Origin of the sequence: Oscillibacter hominis, assembly GCF_014334055.1 — a bacterium.
GTDB classification, from domain to species: Bacteria; Bacillota; Clostridia; order Oscillospirales; family Oscillospiraceae; genus Oscillibacter; species Oscillibacter hominis.
This window is the reverse complement of sequence record NZ_CP060490.1, coordinates 546,976-566,744: the sequence shown is the minus strand read 5'-3', so window position 1 is coordinate 566,744 and position 19,769 is coordinate 546,976. Positions and strand designations below refer to the sequence as shown.

Annotated in this window: 18 protein-coding genes, 2 tRNA genes and 1 riboswitch; of the genes, 11 read left to right on the top strand and 9 right to left on the bottom strand. The window is 59.9% G+C overall.

What is annotated here, in order from left to right; genetic code table 11:
- Nucleotides 1-9: 9 nt before the first annotated feature.
- The 8 genes from H8790_RS02910 to glyA all read left to right on the top strand — a co-directional run bounded on the left by H8790_RS02910 (nucleotide 10) and on the right by glyA (nucleotide 8,317).
- Nucleotides 10-399: an SRPBCC family protein gene (locus H8790_RS02910; protein ID WP_187333525.1), complete on the top strand. Its 390-nt coding sequence runs from the start codon at nucleotides 10-12 to the stop codon at nucleotides 397-399.
- A 132-nt stretch (nucleotides 400-531) separates the two neighbouring features.
- Nucleotides 532-1,737 carry a DNA polymerase Y family protein gene (locus H8790_RS02905; RefSeq protein WP_187333524.1) on the top strand — a complete coding sequence of 402 codons (1,206 nt, stop codon included), beginning with the start codon at nucleotides 532-534 and terminating at the stop codon, nucleotides 1,735-1,737.
- Nucleotides 1,738-1,740: 3 nt separating this feature from the next.
- Nucleotides 1,741-2,322: a 5-formyltetrahydrofolate cyclo-ligase gene (locus H8790_RS02900; protein ID WP_187333523.1), complete on the top strand. Its 582-nt coding sequence runs from the start codon at nucleotides 1,741-1,743 to the stop codon at nucleotides 2,320-2,322.
- A 227-nt stretch (nucleotides 2,323-2,549) separates the two neighbouring features.
- A riboswitch (glycine riboswitch) is annotated at nucleotides 2,550-2,641 on the top strand.
- A gap of 78 nt (nucleotides 2,642-2,719) precedes the next feature.
- On the top strand, nucleotides 2,720-3,817 hold the full coding sequence (gene gcvT / locus H8790_RS02895; RefSeq protein WP_187333522.1) for a glycine cleavage system aminomethyltransferase GcvT: 1,098 nt from the start codon (nucleotides 2,720-2,722) through the stop codon (nucleotides 3,815-3,817).
- A gap of 43 nt (nucleotides 3,818-3,860) precedes the next feature.
- Nucleotides 3,861-4,238 (top strand): glycine cleavage system protein GcvH, encoded by a 378-nt coding sequence (gene gcvH, locus H8790_RS02890; protein ID WP_187333521.1) that lies wholly within the window; start codon nucleotides 3,861-3,863, stop codon nucleotides 4,236-4,238.
- Nucleotides 4,239-4,277: 39 nt separating this feature from the next.
- Nucleotides 4,278-5,591 carry an aminomethyl-transferring glycine dehydrogenase subunit GcvPA gene (gene gcvPA / locus H8790_RS02885; protein WP_187333520.1) on the top strand — a complete coding sequence of 438 codons (1,314 nt, stop codon included), beginning with the start codon at nucleotides 4,278-4,280 and terminating at the stop codon, nucleotides 5,589-5,591.
- 1 nt (nucleotide 5,592) lies between these two features.
- The gene (gene gcvPB / locus H8790_RS02880) at nucleotides 5,593-7,017 is read left to right on the top strand and encodes an aminomethyl-transferring glycine dehydrogenase subunit GcvPB (protein WP_187333519.1); all 1,425 of its coding nucleotides are present in this window, start codon (nucleotides 5,593-5,595) and stop codon (nucleotides 7,015-7,017) included.
- 52 nt (nucleotides 7,018-7,069) lie between these two features.
- Nucleotides 7,070-8,317: a serine hydroxymethyltransferase gene (gene glyA / locus H8790_RS02875; RefSeq protein WP_243208553.1), complete on the top strand. Its 1,248-nt coding sequence runs from the start codon at nucleotides 7,070-7,072 to the stop codon at nucleotides 8,315-8,317.
- Nucleotides 8,318-8,386: 69 nt separating this feature from the next.
- Here glyA and mmuM read toward each other — a convergent pair whose 3' ends face one another.
- From mmuM to H8790_RS02855, 4 genes are all read right to left on the bottom strand, one after another.
- Nucleotides 8,387-9,343 carry a homocysteine S-methyltransferase gene (mmuM, locus tag H8790_RS02870; protein WP_187333518.1) on the bottom strand — a complete coding sequence of 319 codons (957 nt, stop codon included), beginning with the start codon at nucleotides 9,341-9,343 and terminating at the stop codon, nucleotides 8,387-8,389.
- A gap of 3 nt (nucleotides 9,344-9,346) precedes the next feature.
- Nucleotides 9,347-10,780 carry an alanine/glycine:cation symporter family protein gene (locus H8790_RS02865; RefSeq protein WP_187333517.1) on the bottom strand — a complete coding sequence of 478 codons (1,434 nt, stop codon included), beginning with the start codon at nucleotides 10,778-10,780 and terminating at the stop codon, nucleotides 9,347-9,349.
- A gap of 191 nt (nucleotides 10,781-10,971) precedes the next feature.
- A complete protein-coding gene (locus H8790_RS02860; RefSeq protein WP_187333516.1) occupies nucleotides 10,972-11,481 on the bottom strand; it encodes a sigma-70 family RNA polymerase sigma factor in 510 nt (169 codons plus the stop codon).
- On the bottom strand, nucleotides 11,427-13,094 hold the full coding sequence (locus H8790_RS02855; RefSeq protein ID WP_187333515.1) for a recombinase family protein: 1,668 nt from the start codon (nucleotides 13,092-13,094) through the stop codon (nucleotides 11,427-11,429). The genes H8790_RS02860 and H8790_RS02855 overlap by 55 nt, the downstream gene beginning before the upstream one ends.
- Before the next feature lie 286 nt (nucleotides 13,095-13,380).
- Between H8790_RS02855 and H8790_RS13960 the strand changes: the two genes are divergently transcribed.
- The gene (locus H8790_RS13960) at nucleotides 13,381-13,506 is read left to right on the top strand and encodes a hypothetical protein (protein ID WP_256404481.1); all 126 of its coding nucleotides are present in this window, start codon (nucleotides 13,381-13,383) and stop codon (nucleotides 13,504-13,506) included.
- Between the two features lie 342 nt (nucleotides 13,507-13,848).
- Here the strand turns inward: H8790_RS13960 and H8790_RS02850 are convergent, their stop codons facing one another.
- From H8790_RS02850 to H8790_RS02835, 4 genes are all read right to left on the bottom strand, one after another.
- Entirely contained in the window at nucleotides 13,849-15,057 is a 1,209-nt protein-coding gene (locus tag H8790_RS02850; protein ID WP_187333514.1) for an RtcB family protein, read from the bottom strand.
- A gap of 70 nt (nucleotides 15,058-15,127) precedes the next feature.
- Nucleotides 15,128-16,591, bottom strand: a complete 1,464-nt coding sequence (locus H8790_RS02845) for a DUF2828 family protein (protein ID WP_187333513.1) — start codon at nucleotides 16,589-16,591, stop codon at nucleotides 15,128-15,130.
- 138 nt (nucleotides 16,592-16,729) lie between these two features.
- Nucleotides 16,730-16,802: transfer RNA gene (locus tag H8790_RS02840), tRNA-Met, on the bottom strand.
- A gap of 95 nt (nucleotides 16,803-16,897) precedes the next feature.
- A tRNA-Leu gene (locus H8790_RS02835) sits at nucleotides 16,898-16,963 on the bottom strand.
- A 121-nt stretch (nucleotides 16,964-17,084) separates the two neighbouring features.
- Here H8790_RS02835 and H8790_RS02830 point away from each other — a divergent pair.
- Together H8790_RS02830 and H8790_RS02825 are read left to right on the top strand one after the other, a co-directional pair.
- Entirely contained in the window at nucleotides 17,085-18,317 is a 1,233-nt protein-coding gene (locus tag H8790_RS02830) for a WYL domain-containing protein (RefSeq protein WP_187333512.1), read from the top strand.
- The gene (locus tag H8790_RS02825) at nucleotides 18,317-19,291 is read left to right on the top strand and encodes a WYL domain-containing protein (RefSeq protein WP_187333511.1); all 975 of its coding nucleotides are present in this window, start codon (nucleotides 18,317-18,319) and stop codon (nucleotides 19,289-19,291) included. The genes H8790_RS02830 and H8790_RS02825 overlap by 1 nt, the downstream gene beginning before the upstream one ends.
- A 251-nt stretch (nucleotides 19,292-19,542) precedes the next feature.
- On the opposite strand, the gene H8790_RS02820 is transcribed toward H8790_RS02825, so the two are convergent.
- A complete protein-coding gene (locus H8790_RS02820) occupies nucleotides 19,543-19,749 on the bottom strand; it encodes a sporulation sigma factor SigK (protein WP_187333510.1) in 207 nt (68 codons plus the stop codon).
- Nucleotides 19,750-19,769 lie beyond the last annotated feature (20 nt).

Below are 19,769 nucleotides of genomic sequence, written 5' to 3'. Positions count from 1 at the left end.
AGGGATTCCATGGCTGTCATCCACGATACGCTGCGCGCCGCGCCGGAGCAGGTCTGGGCTCTTGTGACGGACCTTGGCCGCTGGGACTGGCGCAGTGATTTGAGCCGCATCGAACCCACGGAGGGCGGGTTCATTGAGTACACAAAGGGCGGCTACCCCACCGCCTTTACCATCACAGAATTTGACCCGCCCCGGCGCTACGCCTTCTCCATGGAAAACGGCAACCTCACCGGACGATGGGCCGGTCGCTTTTCGCCTCACCCCTCCGGCGGCACCTCCGTGGAGTTTACCGAGGAGATTTTTCCCAAAAAGGCGCTGATGAAGCTGGCGGCCGGATTCTATCTTAAGCGGCAGCAAAAACAGTATCTCATGGATTTAAAACGGGCACTGGGCGAATGAATCACTCCCCGGCGGAATACCGCCGGGGAGACTTCTCTGGAAATCGCGGCCCATCTATGGCATACTATCAGCAAAGCCAGGGCACAGCCTGGAAAACCGCTGCGATTTTTGACCGAAGGAGGGGGGACAGCCGTGGGCCGAATCATACTGCACTGTGATTTGAACTGCTTTTACGCCTCCGTGGAGCTGCTCTCCCACCAGGATCTGGTCGACGTGCCCATGGCGGTGTGCGGCGACCCCAGCGCCCGCCACGGCATCATCCTGGCCAAAAACGAGCCGGCCAAGCAGATGGGCGTGGTCACGGCGGAGACCATCTGGCAGGCCAAGCGGAAATGCCCCGGCCTGGTGCTTCTTCCTCCCCACCACGACCTCTACCGGGAGTACTCCAAGCGGGTCAATGCCCTCTACAACCAGTACACCGACCTGGTGGAGCCCTTCGGCATCGACGAAAGCTGGCTGGACATCACCGGCACCGCCCACCTCTTCGGTGGCGACGGTGTCAAAATTGCCGACGAACTCCGCCGCCGGATCCGGGAGGAGTTCGGCCTGACCGCCTCTGTTGGAGTCAGCTTCAACAAAGTCTTTGCCAAGCTGGGCAGCGACTATAAAAAGCCGGACGCAACCACCCTCATCTCCCCGGAGAACTGGAGGGAGATCGTGTGGCCCCTGCCGGTGGGGTCAATGCTCTTTGTGGGGCAGGCCGTGAAGAAAGCTCTGGGCCGTTTCGGGATCACCACCATCGGCCAGCTGGCCGGGTGCAGCGCTGAGATGCTGGAGGGCCTCCTGGGCAAGCAGGGGCTCCAGCTCCACGCCTATGCCAACGGGCTGGATCAGTCCCGGGTGCTGGGCGCGGCGGAGCAGGAGCCGGTGAAATCTGTGGGGAACAGCTCCACTTTCCCAAGAAACCTGACCACCTGGGACGAGGTGCGCACCGGCATCGCCATGCTCTCGGACAGCGTGGCCATGCGCCTGCGCCGCCACAGCCTCTGCGCCGGCGGGGTCCAGGTCACGGTCCGGGACCCGGAGTTTCAAAACCGCTCCCGTCAGACTCAGTTTTCCCACCCCACCCACCTGATGCGGGAGCTTTCCGACGGTGCGATGGAGCTGATTAAAACCATCTGGCGTCCCCCTTCCCCCATCCGGATGCTCTCCGTCACTGCCATCCACCTGGTGGCGGAAGAGGAGTCCTATGCCCAGCTGGACCTTTTAAACAGCGCAGCAAAAAGTGAAAAACAGGAAAAATTGGAGCGGGCCATGGATTCCATCCGGGGCCGCTACGGAAAAGACGCCATCGCCTTCGGCTCCCCGGCCGGGCGGCTGGACGAAACGGAGGATTGAACCATGGAGATTGCTGAAGAGAAAAAAGCGCTGCGCCGTGAGGTGCGCATGGCGGAGCGGGCCATCCCGCTTGAGGAAAAGCTGCGCTCCGACGAGCGGATCCTCACCCGGCTGCGGACGCTGAGCGAATACCAGAACGCCGACACGGTGTTCTGCTTTGTGGGAACGCCCCACGAGATCGACACCCGCCCCATCCTTTTGGACGTGCTCTCCTCCGGCCGCAGGCTCTGCGTCCCTCGCTGCCTGGCCGGCCACCGGATGGAGCCGGTGGTCATCCGCTCCTTAGACGACCTCTCCCCCGGCGCATACGACATTTTGGAGCCGGTGGCCTCCTGCCAGGTGCTCCAGAGCGACGAGGTGGACTTCACGGTGGTGCCCTGCCTCTCCTGCGACCGCTCCGGCCACCGTCTGGGCCGGGGCGGCGGCTACTACGACCGCTTCCTCGCAAACTACCGCGGCCGGGCGGCAATGGTGTGCCGGGAGTCGCTGATGCGGCGGCGCATCCCTGCGGATTTGTACGACCAGACCATCGAAATACTTGTGACAGATGCCCAAATCTACCACTGTCGGACAGATGGGATGTAGGCAATCGTTTACATACGTACATACAAAAAATGCCCTGCAATGCAGGGCATTTTCTTCTTTTAGCTCAGGTAAAATTTCTTGACACCGCTTCCGCTTTTTGGTATCCTATCTTCAATAAAAACAATCAAACAGGCCGCGTGTCTGTGTTAAAAATTGCATATTGTCGGATGAACGATTCAGAAGAGGCCAAGCAGACGGTGAGCCGCGCTGGGCAGAGGACTGGATCGGGACGAAGCTCTGAAAAGCATGACACATGCACCGGCGGGGCAACCGGACTGCGGTCCGGGAATCTCTCAGGTAAAGACACAGAGGCGCAACAAGAACTCACACTACAAGGGGGTAAGTTGCGCCTCTGTCTTTTTAATACTTAATTTTTGTGGATGGAGGCACATAAATTATGGAAAAGAAAACGCCACTGTACCAGACCCATGTGGACCTGGGCGGGAAGATCGTCGAATTCGGCGGCTACCTGATGCCGGTCCAGTACGGCGCTGGTGTCATTGCCGAGCATATGGCGGTCCGCCAGAAGGTCGGCCTGTTCGACGTCTCCCATATGGCTGAGCTCATTTTAGAGGGTCCTGACGCTGTTGCCAACATTCAGCACCTGGTTACTGCGGACATCTCCAAAATGGTGGACGGCCAGGTCAAGTACGCCATGCTCTGCAACGACAAAGGCGGCATTGTGGACGACCTTGTGATCTACCGCCGGGCCGCCGACAAATACCTGCTGGTGGTCAACGCCGGCAACCATGAAAAGGACGCAGCCTGGGTGGAATCCCACATCAGCGGCGACGTGCACTATGCCGATGTGTCCGAACAGGTGGCCCAGCTGGCCCTGCAGGGGCCCAAGGCCGGTGAGGTGCTGAAAAAGCTCTGCGACGAGTCGGAAATCCCCCAGAAATACTACCACTTCACCGAGGGCGCGGCTTTGAAGGCTGGTGGACGGGATATCCCAGCCATCGTCTCCCAGACCGGCTACACCGGCGAGTTCGGCTTTGAGATCTACTGCAAGTCCGAGGATGCGGTGACACTCTGGAACGCCCTGCTGGAATCCGGCAAGGAGGAGGGAATCCTGCCCTGCGGACTGGGTGCCCGCGACACGCTGCGCCTGGAGGCCAGCATGCCCCTCTACGGCCATGAGATGAACGACGACATCTCCCCCAAGGAAGCGGGGCTCCCCTGCAAGCTGGACGGCAAGGATTTCATCGGCCGGGACGCCATCATCGCCCGGGGCACCCCCACCATCAAGCGCATCGGCATGAAGGTGGTGGGCCGCGGCATTCCCCGTGAGCACTGCGACCTCTACACCCTGGACGGCAAGAAGGTGGGCTGGGTCTCCTCCGGCACCCACTGCCCCTACCTGGGGCACGCCGTGGCAATGGGCTATGTGAATGTGGAGGAAAACGAGGTGGGCAAGCACCTCAACGCCGACGTCCGCGGCCGCATGGTGGAGGTGGAGATCGTCTCCCTGCCCTTCTACAAGATCGAGCGCTAACAAGTCATTGAACTCAAATTAAGGATAAATGGAGGAACTGATTATGAACTTTCCCGCCGAACTGAAGTATTCCAAGTCCCATGAGTGGGTCAAGATGCTGGATGACACCACCGCCCTGGTGGGCATCTCCGACTTTGCCCAGGAGGAGTTGGGCGATCTGGTGTTCATCAACCTGCCCCAGGTGGGCGACAGCGTCACCAAGGAGGAGAGCATGTGCGACGTGGAGTCCGTCAAGGCCGTCTCCGACGTCATGTCCCCGGTCACCGGCGTGGTGGCCGAGGTCAACGAGGAGCTGCTGGACGCCCCCGAAAAGCTCAATGACGATCCCTACGGCGCCTGGATCGCCAAGATCGAGAACATCACCGACACGGAGGAGCTGCTGGACGCCTCGGACTATGAGGCCTTTACCCGGGAAGCCTGAGCCGGTTTTTCGATCTATCCAGGAAAGAAAGGTGATTTGATGGGTACATACGTTCCCAATTCCCCTGCTGTACAAAAGGAAATGCTGGATGTCATCGGCGCAAAATCCATTGACGAGCTTTATGGCAATGTGCCGAAAAAGATGCTGGTGAAGAATCTGGACCTGCCCGCCGGCATGAGCGAGCTGGAGGTCCGCGGCGCTGTCACGGCCATGGCGGAGAAAAACACAGTCTTCAAGACCTGCCTCCGGGGTGCCGGCGCATACCGCCACTTCATCCCCTCCGTGGTGAAGTCCGTTTCCTCCCGGGAGGAGCTGGTCACCGCCTACACGCCTTATCAGGCGGAGATCAGCCAGGGCATTCTCCAGTCCATCTTTGAATACCAGACCATGATCTGCGAACTCACCGGCATGGCGGTCTCCAACGCCTCCGTCTACGACGGGGCCACCGCCGCCGCGGAAGCCGTCACCATGTGCCGGGACCGCAGGCACACCAAGGCTTATATCTCCGCCACAGTTCAGCCCAGCGTCATCGAAACGGTAAAGACCTACTGCTTCGGCTCCGATACGGAGCTGGTGGTGGTGCCCGCCAAGGACGGCCGCACCGACCTGAAAGCCCTTAAGGAGATGCTGGGCGCCGACGCCGCCTGTCTGATCCTCCAGCAGCCCAACTACTACGGACTGATGGAGGACGCCGGCCAGGCCGGGGAGATCGTCCACGCCGCAGGCGCAAAGTTTGTCCTGTCCGTCAACCCCATCGCCTGCGCCCTGATGAAGACCCCCGCCGAATACGGCGCCGATGTGGCCGTGGGCGACGGCCAGCCCCTGGGGCTGGACCTTGCCTTCGGCGGCCCGTACCTTGGCTTCATGGCCGCGACGAAAGAGATGATGCGCCACCTGCCGGGCCGCATTGTGGGCCAGACCCACGACGTGGACGGCAACGTGGGCTACGTGCTGACCCTCACCGCCCGCGAACAGCACATCCGCCGCGAGAAGGCCTCCTCCAACATCTGCTCCAACCAGGCCCTGTGCGCCTTCATGGCCGGCGTTTATATGAGCGCCATGGGCGAGGAGGGCATGCGCCAGGCAGCCACCCTCTCCATGTCCAAGGCCCACTACCTGGCCAAGGCGATGGAGAAGGAGCTGGGCTGGAAGCTGAAGTACAAGGGTGAATTCTTCCACGAGTTTGTGACGGAAGTGGATGATAAGACCGCCAAAAAGGCCCTGAAGGCCTTGGAGAAAAACGGCATCCTGGGCGGATTGAGCGTGGAGGGCGGACTGCTGTGGTGCGTCACCGAGGTGGTCTCCCGGGCCGAGCTGGACCGGGCGGTTGCAATTTTGAAGGAGGTGTGCTGAGATGAAACTGATTTTTGAGCAGGGCTCCCCTGAGCAGCACATGACCCTTCTGCCTGAGTGCGACGTGCCGGTTGTCAAGCTGAAGGAAACCCGTCAGGTCCCCCTTCGGCTGCCCCATGTGTGCGAAAACGAGCTCACCCGCCACTACACCGCCCTTGCCAAGCGGGTCCACGGTGTCAACGACGGCTTCTACCCCCTTGGCTCGTGCACCATGAAATATAACCCCAAGATCAACGAGGACATGGCCGCCCTGCCCGGCTTCACCCAGGTCCACCCCACCCAGGGCGAGGGGACGGTCCAGGGCTGCCTGGAGGCAATGTACACCGCGGAGAAGTACCTCTGCGAAATCACGGGCATGGACGGCGTAACGCTACAGCCCGCGGCCGGCGCCCAGGGCGAATTCACCGGCCTTCTGCTTATCAAGGCCTACCACACCCACCGCAAGGACCTTGCCCGCAAGAAGATCATTGTCCCCGACTCCGCCCACGGCACCAACCCCGCCTCCGCCGTGATGGCAGGATTCACGGTGATCAACATCCCCTCCGCCAGCGACGGATGTGTGGACTTAGACGCCCTCCGGGCGGCCGTGGGCCCAGACACCGCCGGACTGATGCTCACCAACCCCAACACCGTGGGTATCTTTGACAAGAACATCCTGGAGATCACCCAGATCGTCCACGACGCGGGAGGCCTCTGCTACTATGACGGCGCCAACCTCAACGCGGTCATGGGCGTGGTCCGCCCCGGCGATATGGGCTTTGATGTGATCCATCTCAACCTCCACAAGACCTTCTCCACGCCCCATGGCGGCGGCGGCCCCGGCTCCGGCGCAGTGGGCTGCAAGGCACTGCTGAAGGAGTTCCTGCCCGGCCCCGCCGTGGCGGAGAAAAACGGAAGATACGCCTTCTACACCCCCAAACACTCCATCGGCCGCATGAAGAACTTCTACGGCAACTTCTCGGTGGTGGTCAGGGCCATGACCTACATGATGACACTGGGCAAGGAGAACATCCCCGAGGCCGCACGCAACGCCGTCCTCAACGCCAACTACATGATGGCGCGGCTGACGGACACCTATGACATGGCCTATGGCGGCTATTGCATGCACGAGTTCGTCATGACCCTTGCACGGCTTCACGACGAAACCGGCGTATCCGCCATGGATATTGCCAAGGGCCTTCTGGACAACGGAATCCATCCGCCGACCATGTACTTCCCCCTCATCGTCCACGAGGCGCTGATGGTGGAGCCCACGGAGACGGAGAGCAAGGAGACCATGGATCACGCCTGCGATGTGTTCCTAAAGCTCTACGAGGAAGCCAAATCCAACCCCCAGGCCCTGCACGACGCGCCCGTGTGCACGCCGGTCCGCCGCCTGGACGAGGTGGGCGCCGCCCGTAACCCTGTCCTGCGCTACAGTTTTTAAAAGCGGGCAATACCATCTGCTTATGGAAGAAATTGAAGGAGGAACTTTCCCAATGATTAAGGAAACCATGGATTTTCTGGAACAGGCCGACCCGGAAGTCGGCGCCTCCATTCGTGAAGAGTTCAACCGCGAATGCCGCAACATCGAGCTGATCGCCTCTGAAAACATCGTCAGCGAGGCCGTCATGCTGGCCATGGGCACCTGCCTGACCAACAAGTATGCCGAGGGCTATCCCGGCAAGCGCTACTACGGCGGCTGCTATGCCGTGGACGTCACCGAGGAGATCGCCCGCAACCGTGCCTGCCAGCTTTTCGGCGCCAAGCACGCAAACGTCCAGCCCCACTCCGGCGCCTCCGCCAACCTGGCAGCTTTTGTCGCCCTGGTAAAGCCTGGCGACACCATCCTGGGCATGAACCTGGCCCACGGCGGGCACCTGAGCCACGGCAGCCCCGTGAACATCTCCGGCAAGTACTTCAACATCGTCCCCTACGGCCTGGGTGAGGAGACCGAGACCATCGACTACGACGCGCTGATGCAGGTGGCCAAGGAGTGCCAGCCCAAGATGATCATTGCCGGCGCCTCCGCCTATCCCCGCGTCATTGACTTTGCCAAGTTCCGCGAGGTGGCTGACGCTGTAGGCGCCTACCTGATGGTGGACATGGCCCACATTGCGGGCCTCGTGGCCGCGGGCCTCCATCCCAATCCCATGCCATACGCCGACGTGGTGACCACCACCACCCATAAGACCCTCCGCGGCCCCCGGGGCGGCATGATCCTCTGCAACGACGACGACATCTTCAAGAAGATCAACTCCGCTGTGTTCCCCGGCACCCAGGGCGGCCCGCTGATGCACATCATCGCGGCCAAGGCCGTCTGCTTCGGCGAGGCGCTGAAGCCCGAGTTCAAGGCCTATCAGCAGCAGATCGTGAAAAACGCTGCCGCTCTGGCCGAGGAGCTTCAGAAGCAGGGCTTCCGTCTGGTCTCCGGCGGCACCGACAACCACCTGATGTTAGTGGATGTGCGCAACTTCCACATCACCGGCAAGGAGCTGGAACACCGCCTGGACGAGGTCCAGATCACCGTCAACAAAAACTCCATCCCCAACGATCCGGAAAAGCCCTTTGTCACCTCCGGCATCCGTGTGGGTACTCCTGCCGCCACCTCCCGTGGCTTCAAGGAGCCGGAGATGGTCAAGATCGCCCAGTGGATGGCCATGACCGCCAAGGATTTCGAGGGCACCCGGGACCAGGTCAAATCCGAGGTCAACGCCCTTTGCCAGGAGTTCCCCATCTATCAGTAACAGCCGAAAGCGGGCCGCAGAAGTTCTGCGGCCCGCTCTTTTTTACTCTATTGAGGGGAATACGTGCCCTCACCTGCACAGCTTCAGATAAGCCTCCCTGGCCCGGGCCACCTCCTGGATGTGGGAGGGCAGCGTTCGGCAGCAGCCGCCCACCGCGCTGGCCCCGGCGCGCATCCACCGGCGGGCATAGTCCCCAAAGCGCATGCCGTCCCGGCTGCCGTGCCAGGTCTTGGTGATGGGATCGTACTCCTCGCCGCTGTTGGGATAGACCGCCACAGGCAGATCGCAGCTGTCCTTCAGCTCCCGGATCAGGTTCTCTACAAACTGGGGAGGCGTGCAGTTGACACCGATGGCCTGGAGCCCGGGGTGCTTGCGGCTCAGCCGCTCGGCGCAGGAGCGGATGTGATCGCCCTCATTGATGTGGGAGCCGTCCTTGCAGCTGAAGCTGATCCAGTAGGCCGCGCCCAACTCCTCGGCAATCTGGGCCTCGATCAGCGCTTCATCCATGGAGGGCTGGGTCTCGATCAGCAGCAGGTCCGCCCCCGCCTCCCACAGCAGCTCCATGCGCCGGCGGTGGAAGTCGTAGAGCGCCTTTTCTGAAATCCCGTAGTTACCCCGGTATTCAGACCCGTCGGCCAGATAGGCCCCATAGGGCCCCACAGCCCCCAGGCACAGGGGATAGGCCCGGCCGCTCCCTTTCCCCTCGGAGTCCCACCACTCTTGGCGCGCCTCCAAAAAGAGTTTTACCGACCGGACGATCAGATCCTCTGACTGCTGCTGTGTAAAACCCTTTGCCATCAAACCGGGGATGGTTGCCTGGTAGCTGTCTGTGATCCCGCAGTCGGCGCCGGAGCGGAAGTAGTCCAGGTGCACCTGCTTGACCTTCTCCGGCGATTCCGCCAGCGCCTTGGCGCTCCATAGGCTGTCATTCAGATCGCAGCCCAGGGCCTCCAGGGCCGTGGACATGGAGCCGTCAATGACAATCACGCCTGTCTTTTCCAACGTCTCAGCAAATGTGGTACGCATTGTTTACACTCCCTTTTCAGCCTTCTCGTCCACCGTGCCATAGCTGACGTTCTCCGGATGCTCCCCACGCTGCTGGGCCGGGACAAAGCGGTCCCAGAAGTCGTGGAACAGTCGGAAAATTTCCTTGTGCTTGGCATAGATGAAGATCAGGGTAATGATCACATAAACCGCGGAGAGGATATCGGTCATGGCCCACAGTGCGTCCGCCTGGATGTTGTAAAGCACCACGCAGGGCACCATGTAATAGACCATGTAGACCCAGGTGGCCCGGCGGTTGGCCTTGGTGTCGCCAAAGGCGTAGTTGACCGACTTCTCGCAGCTGTAGTACATGCCGATGATGGTGGTCCAGGCAAAAATCGTAATGGCAATGGCCATGAACCAGCCGCCGAAATCTCCGTAAGCCACCTTAAAGGCCACGGTGGTCAGCTGGGCGCTGTCGATCTCAGGATAGTCGATGTAGGCATTGGTCAGGATCAAGGACAGCGCTGTGACAGAGCAGACCACAATCGTGTCCAAAAACACCTCGCCCCAGCCCCAGGAGGACTGGCGGACCGGATGGTCCGTCTTGGCTGAGGCGTGGGCAATGATGCCGTAGCCGGTTCCGGCGTCATTGGAATAGAGGCCCCGGGCAATGCCGTAGCGGATGGCGTCCCGGACGGTTGCGCCGGCAAAACCGCCCACTCCGGCCATGGGCGTGAAGGCGCTCTTGAAAATCAGGCCGAAGGCCGCGGGCACCTGAGGCAGGTTCATCAGCAAAATACCAAGGCCGCCCAGGATGTAGAGCATGGCCATAAAGGGCACCACCTTCTCCATGATGGAGGAGATGCGCTTCAGCCCGCCGGCAATGGTCAGCAGGCAGGTGGCGCCCAACACAATGACGGAGATCAGCGGATTAATGCCGAACCCTTCCTCGAGGGAACTGGTGACGGACTCCGTCTGAACGCAGCAGGTCCACGGGCCGAGGACGAAGCAGGCCACCGCCAGGACCACCGCGCCCCGCTTCCAGCCCAGAGCGTTTTTCATCACAAAGGAGCGGTCGCACATGTACTCATCCATGGACTCGCTGTATTTCACCCGGTAACGCTGGCCCAGGATGATCTCACATGCCTTGGTGGACATCCCAAGAAGGCCGGAGACCCACATCCAGAACACCGCGCCCGGCCCCCCGGCCACGATGGCCGTGGCCACGCCGCCGATGTTGCCCACACCAATGGTGTTGGCCATGGCGGTGCAGGCGGCGGCAAAGCCGGAGACCGTACCGGTCCCCTCCCCCTTTTTGAACATCTTTCCAAAGGTATTTTTAAAATGGAAGCCGATTTTCCGAAAGTTATACCGGAAGCCAAAGGCGATCGACAAAAAGAGCCCTGTGCCCAACAATGCCACCGTCATGGGCGTGCCCCACAGGAAATCAGAAATTGCATACAGAATATCCAGCATTTTTTACCCTCCCACAGCAAGCCGTGCCGAAACCGCACGGCTTACGATTGGTAAAACTTTAGCACATTGCTGTGGGATTTGTCAACGGATCATCTGTCAAAGAATGGCACGTTCCCCCATCAAATGCTGTCAAAATAGCTGGAACTCTTTTTGCAGGCGGTTTTGACTCTTCATTCACTATCAGGCCGCCCTTATTCCGTGCCCAACGCCTCCTCCAATTTATTCAGTGCCCGCTTTTCAATGCGCGACACATAGCTTCTGCTGATGCCGAACACCTTGGCCACCTCCCGCTGGGTCTGGGGAATTCCGCCTCCCAGGCCGTAACGCAGGCGGATGATCTGCGCCTCCCGTTCCGTCAGGCACTCCTGCACCAGATGGCGGATGCGGATGCTGTTGTCCCGGTCATGGAGATCCTCCAGCATGGTGTCGTCCACTCCCACGACGTCCATCAGCATAAGGGAGTTGCCGTCTTTGTCCGTCTCTATGGAATCGGAGAGGGAGACCTCGCCCTGTAATTTCTTCTGGCTTCTGAAGTACATCAAAATCTCGTTTTCCACACAGCGGGCTGCATAGGTGGCCAAACGCGCGCCTTTGGAGGGGTCAAAGCTGCTGATCCCCTTGATCAGCCCGATGGTCCCTATGGAAATCAAATCCTCCTGGTCGGCATTTGGAGTGTAGTATTTTTTAAACGGCTGAAACAAAAGGAGGAATCGTTGCGGTTAAAAACGACCCCGCAGGGGTCGCCGAATTTCAGGTGAATATCCAGATGCACTTCCTCTTTGGTGCTGCTCTTTTTGACCACGATGTGGTCCAGAATAGTGGTCACCAGGGTTGAATTGATGCCGTTCTCGAAAGAAAGCTCCTGTTCGAGCGCGGTGCGGATTTGCTCCAACTGCTCTATGGAGCGCTTGCTCTTCTGCGCCTCCGTTTTCACGAACTCCAGCCGTTCCTCCAGCTCTTTGATCTGCTCATTAAAGCTGTCGTTGCGGCGCTTGAACTCCTCGATGGTGATCGCCTCCGCCATGCTCATCTCCAGCAGGCGGTCCTTTTTTGCGTGGATTGCGGACAAGTCCTCCTCGATGCGCAATACGTCCCGCCCATAGTCGTGCTCATCGGGGACCGATTGGATGACCTTCACCACCGCGTCCACAATGGCCTGCTTATCCTGGGCCAGTTGATCGAAAATCTGAGCCATGATCTGATCCAGCTCCGTGGTGCGCAGCTGGGGCGCGGAGCAGGCCGCCCGGCCCCGATTGCGGTACACCCGGCACTGCCAGACCTCCTTTTCCCCCTTGGCGCTCTTGAGCACCTGACGGTGAAAGCTGGTGCCGTGCTCCTCGCAGATGATCTTGCCGCTGTACGGGTAGCGGTTGTGGAACTCGGCGGCGCTCTGGTGGGACATCATCTGCTCACTGCGGCGCTTATAGAGTGCGTTGGCCCGGTCCCACAGTTCCTCCGATACAATGGCCGGGATAGAGGGGTCCGGGTACATGACCCACTCGCTCTCCTCCAGGAAGACCTTGCGCTTGCTGCGGTAGTCCACCGTCTGGGATTTGTTGGCACAGTACCAGCCCTTGTACTTGGGGTTGCAGAGGATATGCCGGATGGTCAGCACGTTGAAGGCGTTGCCCTTCCGGCTGGTAAAGCCTTCGTCATACAACGTCTGGGAAATGCGGCGAATGCCCATCTGCTGGTTGGCGTAGAGGTCGAAAATCCGGCGGACCACCCGGGCCTCCTCCTCATTGATCGTCAGCACGCAGTCCTTTTTGTCGTACCCCCACAGCTTGTCGTTTCCCAGCACATGGCCGTTTTTGATGGCCTGGCGGAAACCGAACTTCAATCGTTCAGAGAGCTTGCGCACCTCGTCCTGGGCCACGCCGGCCATGACCACCAAACGGAACTCGCTGTCGCTGTCCAAGGTATTGATGTTGTCGTTTTGGAACAACACTCCCACGTCGTGCTCCAGCAACTGTTGAGTGTACTGGATACTGTCCAGGGTAGAACGGGAAAAGCGGGATATTTCTTTCGTGATGATGAAGTCAAAACGTCCCGCATTGGCGTCCGCGATCATCCGATTGAAACTATCCCGCTTTTTGGTACTTGTCCCGCTGATGCCCTCGTCAATGTACCCCTTAACATAAGTCCAGTTGGGTTTCGATTGAATCAGTTCCGTATAATATTGCACCTGGTTTTCCAGGCTGTTGAGTTGTTCGTCTTTGTCAGTCGATACTCTGGCGTAAAAAGTTACGCGCAGCGGGAGATCAAAAATGGACTTCCCGTTTCTCATCTCACTGCGTATTTTCAATACATTCATGCCTGCTCGCCTCCTCTGTCAAGCACACAGGATACCGCAACAACTCCGGTAAGTCTATCACAGAATGCACCAAATCTTCCGCGTGAGAATAGGTGGATTTCGATATAAGGCCAAGGGAAAAGACGTGCCCCAACAGGACGCTCAGCAGTTCTTTCTGTGCGCTCTCCAAATTGCATCACCTCGCTTCTAAGCTATGAGCGGCAGAACATAAAAATACCGGCCGGCCAAGCCGTCCGGTATTTGAATGTGCTATGATAAGGGCATCAACGCGGAAAGGAGCGGTTTGATGAAAAGACGATTGGCGCCAGAGGAAAAGCAGGAGTTGGTAGCCCGCTACCAGATGGGCGAGCCGGTCAAATTAAGCTTCTGTGGCGGAACGAAAACCGGGGCGCGATTTCACTTTTCGCAGTGATCAAGGGGCACAATACGCGAGTCGTGAGGCAGTTGGAATACCGGGTTCAAAATAGTTATTTTTTAGTTTCTTTCTCTAAAGCTTGAATAAGCGTTGTCCGGACATTCCGGAAACACACAGGCATAAAAATGCCGCCAAACCCTTTTGTGAGAAGGATTCAGCGGCTCAGGAGAAAATGGATGGCAAATAAATTCCGGAGTTTTTGTTGAGAAAAAGCAGCTGCATTCAACTGACTCCATTCGAACAGGGTCGGGTTGGAGGCGTGGAGGATGGTGACGCCTTCAGTCTCCTCGATCTCCTGTAGTTTTGTAAAATGATTTCTCTCAAGTTTCTCAACTCAATTCATCTCTCGCCCGCCTTGAAGTTGTAGACGGGGCGAATGATCTTTATGATCTCGGCCGTGGGGCCGATATTGTCCACGATGGCGGACATGTCCTTGTAGGCCATGGGGCACTCGTCCAGGGTGTCCCGTCCCACGGAGGTGGTGTAGATGCCCTCCATGGAGCGCCGGAACTCCTCCACCGTGAAGGCCGCCGCGGCCGCGTGACGGCTCATGAGCCGGCCCGCTCCGTGGGGGGCGGAGCAGTTCCAGTCCTCGTTGCCCCGGCCCACGCAGAGCAGGCTGCCGTCCCGCATGTTGATGGGGATGAGCAGGCGCTCCCCCTTTTGGGCGGAGACGGCCCCCTTGCGGAGGATCATGGTGCCGGTATCGATGTAGTTGTGGATGGTGCTGATGGTCTCCCGCACCGTCAGGCCCAGGCCCCGGACGATCTCGCTCACTATGGCCCTGCGGTTCAGGAGGGCGAAGCGCTGCGTGAGGGCCATATCGTGGAGGTAGTCGTCAAAGAGGGCCCCCTCCACGTAGGCCAGATCCTGAGCGACGGCCCCGCCGGGGCGGCGGCGCTTGGCCGCCCGCAGGGCGGGTTCGATCTCCTGGAAGCGACCCTCGGCTTTGAGGGCGTCCAGCAGCTCCTGGAGCTGGCGCCTGCTGTTACCGGAGAGGCTGCGGTAGCCCTCCTCCTGGTACCAGCGGGCCACCTCTGTGCCCAAGTGGCGGCTGCCGGAGTGGATAACCAGGTACAAGGTTCCCTCATCGTCCCGGTCCACCTCGATGAAGTGGTTGCCGCCGCCCAGGGTGCCGATGGAATGGCGGGCCCGATGCTCGTTGATCTGGCCAAAACAGCGCAGCGCGCTCAAATCGGCCTGGGTCTGGTAGGAATGGGGGTGCTCCCGAATCTCCATGCCCACGGGGATATTTGCACGGATGAAGCGGTCCAGAGCCTCCAGGTCCAGGGACTTCTCGTCCAAAATGGCCGTCTCCATGCCGCAGCCGATGTCCACGCCCACCATATTGGGCACCACCTTGTCATGGAGGGTCATGGTGGTGCCGATGGTGCAGCCCTTGCCCGCGTGGGTGTCCGGCATCACCCGGATGCGGCAGTTTTCCAGGAAGTCCTGGTCGCACATGGTGGTAATCTGCGCCCGGGTCGTCTCGTCGATGGTGTCGATAAACACCTTGGCGGTGTTGTGGGCGCCGGTAATTTCAATCATATTGTTCACCTATACACAGGGGGCGCATCCTCCAAAGGGATACGCCCCCTTCTTTCTCACAGATCTCAGCCTATGCCGCGATGTCCCGGTACCGGGGGGCGCTCAGAATATCCAACATATAGGCGTAGGGGGACAGCTTGCCGCCCAGGACCATCTCGAAGAGCCGGGGCGTGCAGCCGGAGACCAGCGCCACGCCCTGCTCGTTCATGGTGACGGGCTGCTGGAGCGCACGGCTGGCCACGTTCCAGAACACCACGCGGGGAAGCTTGTAGCCCTTGGCCTCGAAGGCCCGATGGGCGCAATTGAAGTTGGTCAAATCCGCGTGCTCCGCGCAGGAGTCGAACTCCATATCGGAGATAAAGTACAGCGTGGCGGGCAGGTCGACCTGCTTTAAACGGTTTTTCACCGCCGTGCGCAGGATGAGGTCAAAGACCGCCTGGACGTTGGTATTGGCGCACTCGTTGAAGCTCTCGGCGTACTTCACCTGCTCGTAGAGATCCCGTCCCTTCACCTCCACCAGCCTGGGTCTGCTGGAGAAGGTGATGAAGTGGCCCCGAAAGGCCCCAGTGTTCCGCTGGGCGAAGTAGAGCCCCAGGGAAAGGGCCACCGTGGCGGGCATGGGCTGAGCCCCATTCCAGTACATGGAGCCGGAGCCGTCCACCACCACCAGAGCGTCGCCGTCCGAGGCGTAGTCGGGCAGGGAGTTCCAGGTGGTGTCCAGGGTGAGACGCTCGGCCTCGGATACTGTGCCGTTCAGGATGGGGGCCACCAGCTCATAGGGATACAGGGTCCCCGTGTGCAGCTTGGCCTCGCCCGAGCGAACTTGCTCCAAAAATGCCTGATAGCGTACGCCGTCGTTGCGGAGGAACGCTTTGCGGTACTTGAACATGGCCTTGGAAGGCTGCTTGGCATAGTCAAAGGTATAGTCCCGCTCCCGGAGGCTATTCTCCAGGATGGCAATTCTGGCCCGGAGCGCGGAGAGGGTCTTGCGGTACCGGGCGTCGCTCATGCCCAGGGCGCGGGCCACCTGCTTGGCGGCACGGACGGTGTCCGCGCTGCTGGCGTTCACCGAGGGGAGCCACTTGGCAAGCAGGGAGACAGATTCCTCCTCCGTGCCCAGGGCGGCGATATCCCTGGCAAGCTGCCCCTTTATGTAGACAAGCATCTGCCCCCTGCAAGGGGTGTCCAACAGGGCTATCAGGTCGTCGTAACGGCCATACTCGGGGATGTTCGCCAGGTTCTTGACCACAGACGCGGGGGCCAAGGCGGAGAGGGTCTTTAACATGACCCGGAAGGCCCGGCGCTCGCCCAGGCCGCCCCGGACGTCCCGGGCGAAGAAGGCGATTTTCATTGCCAGGTCGGGGTTTTCCGCCCAGGCCCGGGTGAAGCGGTCCGCAATCTCCGCCTCGGAGGCAGCGCGGAGCGCGCCGACGGTGGAAAACAGGTCCAGGCAATCACTCATGGTGGTGGCGTAGGCGGCCGCGCCGTTTTCCGTGCGGGTGGTGAGGGCTTCTTTCTTCAAAAACGCAAGCATGATGATGACCTCCTTACCTGCTTGACGATTGCAAGGCACAGTTTCGACACCGGTTGCCCGGCGTTGTGGAGTTGAACCACGTTCCTGAATGGAATGACCAAATTGGATTGCTGTCTGTGCCTTTGGGAAATCAAGGCGCCATTTCAGCGGGATTCGGACCCGCGTCTCCTGGTTATGAGCCAGGCGCTTTTACCACTTAGCTATTGAAAAGCTGCGGTTGACGCCTTTTGACAACGCACCGTTTACGATTCACAGTTAACAGCTGTATGTAGGATTGCTGTTGGTGCGTTTATAGCAAGGCGCCGTTTGATGCGGGATTTGAACCCGCGAAACGTTGATCTTAAGTCAACTGCTATACCAACTTAGCTAATCGAAGTTGCTGTTGGCGCCTTTCATGTTCCAATCTTAACCGCAGGTGGAAAACTTTTCATTCCAAAAAAGTTGCGAGGTCTCCCGATATGTCGTAAACTGACAGATAAGAGGAGGTGGCGGCATGGCCTACAGTGAATTGGTCAAGCGGTTTGACCGGGTGCGGGACTACATGCGGGATTTTCTGATTTTCGGCTACAAGACCCGGGAAGACTTCGACCAGAAGAGCGCCCGTACCTACGACAACGAGCGCCGGCGCATCGAGAGCTGGCTGGGGGACGGCCTGCGCTGGGAGTACCGCCCCGGCGGGAAGGCCGTGTTCCTCTCCGTGGATGCCTCGGAGCTCCCCCACAATCCCCTCTATCGGGCTTGGCAGTCCAAGAGCTTCACCGACAACGACATCACCCTCCACTTTTACCTGTTGGATCTGCTCTCGGACGGCCAGCCCCGCCACGCGGAGGAGATCACGGACGAACTGGCGGAGCGTGGGGAACAGCTTTTCGAGCTGCCCACTGTCCGGCGGAAACTGAAGGAGTATGAGGAACTGGGAATCCTGAATACGCAAAAGCAAGGTCGAAGGCTGTACTATGCCATCTCCCCGTGCTCCCTGGATTCTCTGTTCCCGGATCAGACCGGCCTATCGGAGTTCTTGGGCTTTTTCGGAGAGGCCGCCCCGCTCTCCGTCGTCGGCTATTTTCTGTCCGGCCGCCTCGGAGGAGAGAATCCCAGTCTCCGGTTTAAGCATCATTTCATCGTCCACACCCTGGAGGACCAGATTCTCCTCACCATTTTGGAGGCCCTCCGGGACGGCCTGCGGCTGGAGCTGACCAACGTCAGTGGGCGGGACGGGCGGCAGAGCGTCTGCCGGGTGGTGCCGGTCAAGATCATGGTGAGCGTCCAGAGCGGGCGGCGTTACCTGGTGGCCCACCACCTGGAACAGCGGCGGTTCTCCACCTTCCGGCTGGACTATATCAAGGCCCTGGCGCCCCTCCCCGGGCACGAAGGGGACGAGAACTACCGCGCCCTGGCGGACCTCCTCCTGGCCCATGCCTGGGGCCCCGCCCTGCCCAGACATGAGCGGACCCGGCGCTTCTCCATGACGGTGGCGGTGGACGAGGAGCACGAGCCCCACATCATCCAGCGCCTGCGCCGGGAGGGCCGGGGCGGCCATGTGGCCCAGCTGGAGCCCGGTTTGTGGCGCTACACCAACGAGGTCTACGACGTGGGCGAGATGATGAACTGGGTCAAGACCTTTATCGGACGCATTGTAGCCTTGGAAGGGGACGATCAGCGCGCCATAGACCGCTTTTATGACGATGTACACCGCATGGTGGGGATGTACGGGGGTGAGGAATAGTGGAACTCTTTTCCGAGGTCTACGGCTGCTATTATCAGGTGGTGGCCGACATTCTCCACGCCGCGCCGCTGACACGACGCCAAGTGGAGGCGCTGGTGGGAGAGCGGGGCTACGGGGAGAGCACCCTCCAGCTTATCCCCAAGCTGCTGAATCAGAATGCCTGGCCGCTGCTGGAGGAGCGGGACGGGCTGCTGTTCTCCCTGCTGGAGCATCCGCCTGCATTGCCGGTAACGGCCCTGGAGCGCGCCTGGCTGAAAGCCCTGCTGGGCGACCCGCGCATCCGGCTCTTTATGACCGACGAACAGCTCGACCACCTGACCGAAGCCCTCCGGGACGTGGCGCCACTCTACCGGCAGGAGGACTTTTTCTATTTTGACCGCTACCTGGACGGGGACGGCTACACCGACCCGGACTACCGTCGGCACTTCCAGGCCATCCTGGCCGCCCTGCGGGAGGGGGCCTTCCTGCGCCTGGCCTACGCGCCGCCCAAGAGCCGCTTACAGCTGGGCGACCACCGGCCTCTGCGGCTGGAGTACTCCGCAAAGGACGACAAGTTCCGGGTCTACACAGCCAAAGCGTGGCACGGAGTCTTCCAGGGCTACCATATCCTGAACCTGAGCCGCATCCAAGAAGTGGGGCCCTCCACCGAGCGGTATGACGGTCCCTTGGATCTGGAAGGCTGGCGGGTCAGGCACCGCTGCGCCGAGCCGCTGCTCCTCCGGGTCACCCGTGAGCGCAACGGCATCGAACGTTTTATGGTGGAGTTCTCCTCCTATGAAAAACAGAGCGAGTACGACGAGGAGACGAAAACCTGCACCGTCAAGCTGTGGTATCAGCGGGACGACGAGACCGAGGTCCTCATCCGTCTGCTGGGCTTTGGCCCCGTGGTCCGTGTGCTGGGCCCGGAGCGCTTTGTGGAGCAGATGCGGGAGCGGGTGCTGCGGCAGAACAACTGGATACAAACAAGCAGATAAAGCGTGCACAGTACGGATCGTCTGTGTCTATTGAGCTGCTTAAATGCCTTATGAGGTCTTTCATCAAAAAAGCGCCGTTGTTTCCAACCGGAAATAACGGCGCTTTTTTGATGAAATTGTCTTAATCTATACGCCCCGCAAAGTTCTTGAATCATCCTTCCAGTATGACCTTGTACTTAAAAATTACATTTTTACCCGTGCGCTTCAAAGCCTTTTTCCTGTAGTCGGTCCAGAGTTTCTTTCCTTCCGCTTCACCCGTTGTTGATGATATGTGCCACTAGCCTCAGATTGTGTTCGATGAGTACATTTCTGGCCTCCACATCCCCCTGTGAAAACCGTTCCAGATACATTTTTTCCTCCGCCGCAGAGAGGGGCTTTGGAAATGAACTGCCGTTCCCCTCCAGCCTCAGGGAAAACAGCAGGCTGTTGCACAGGAGCAGCAGCGTAGCGGACAGCATGGGCACTCCCCCTTTCGCCA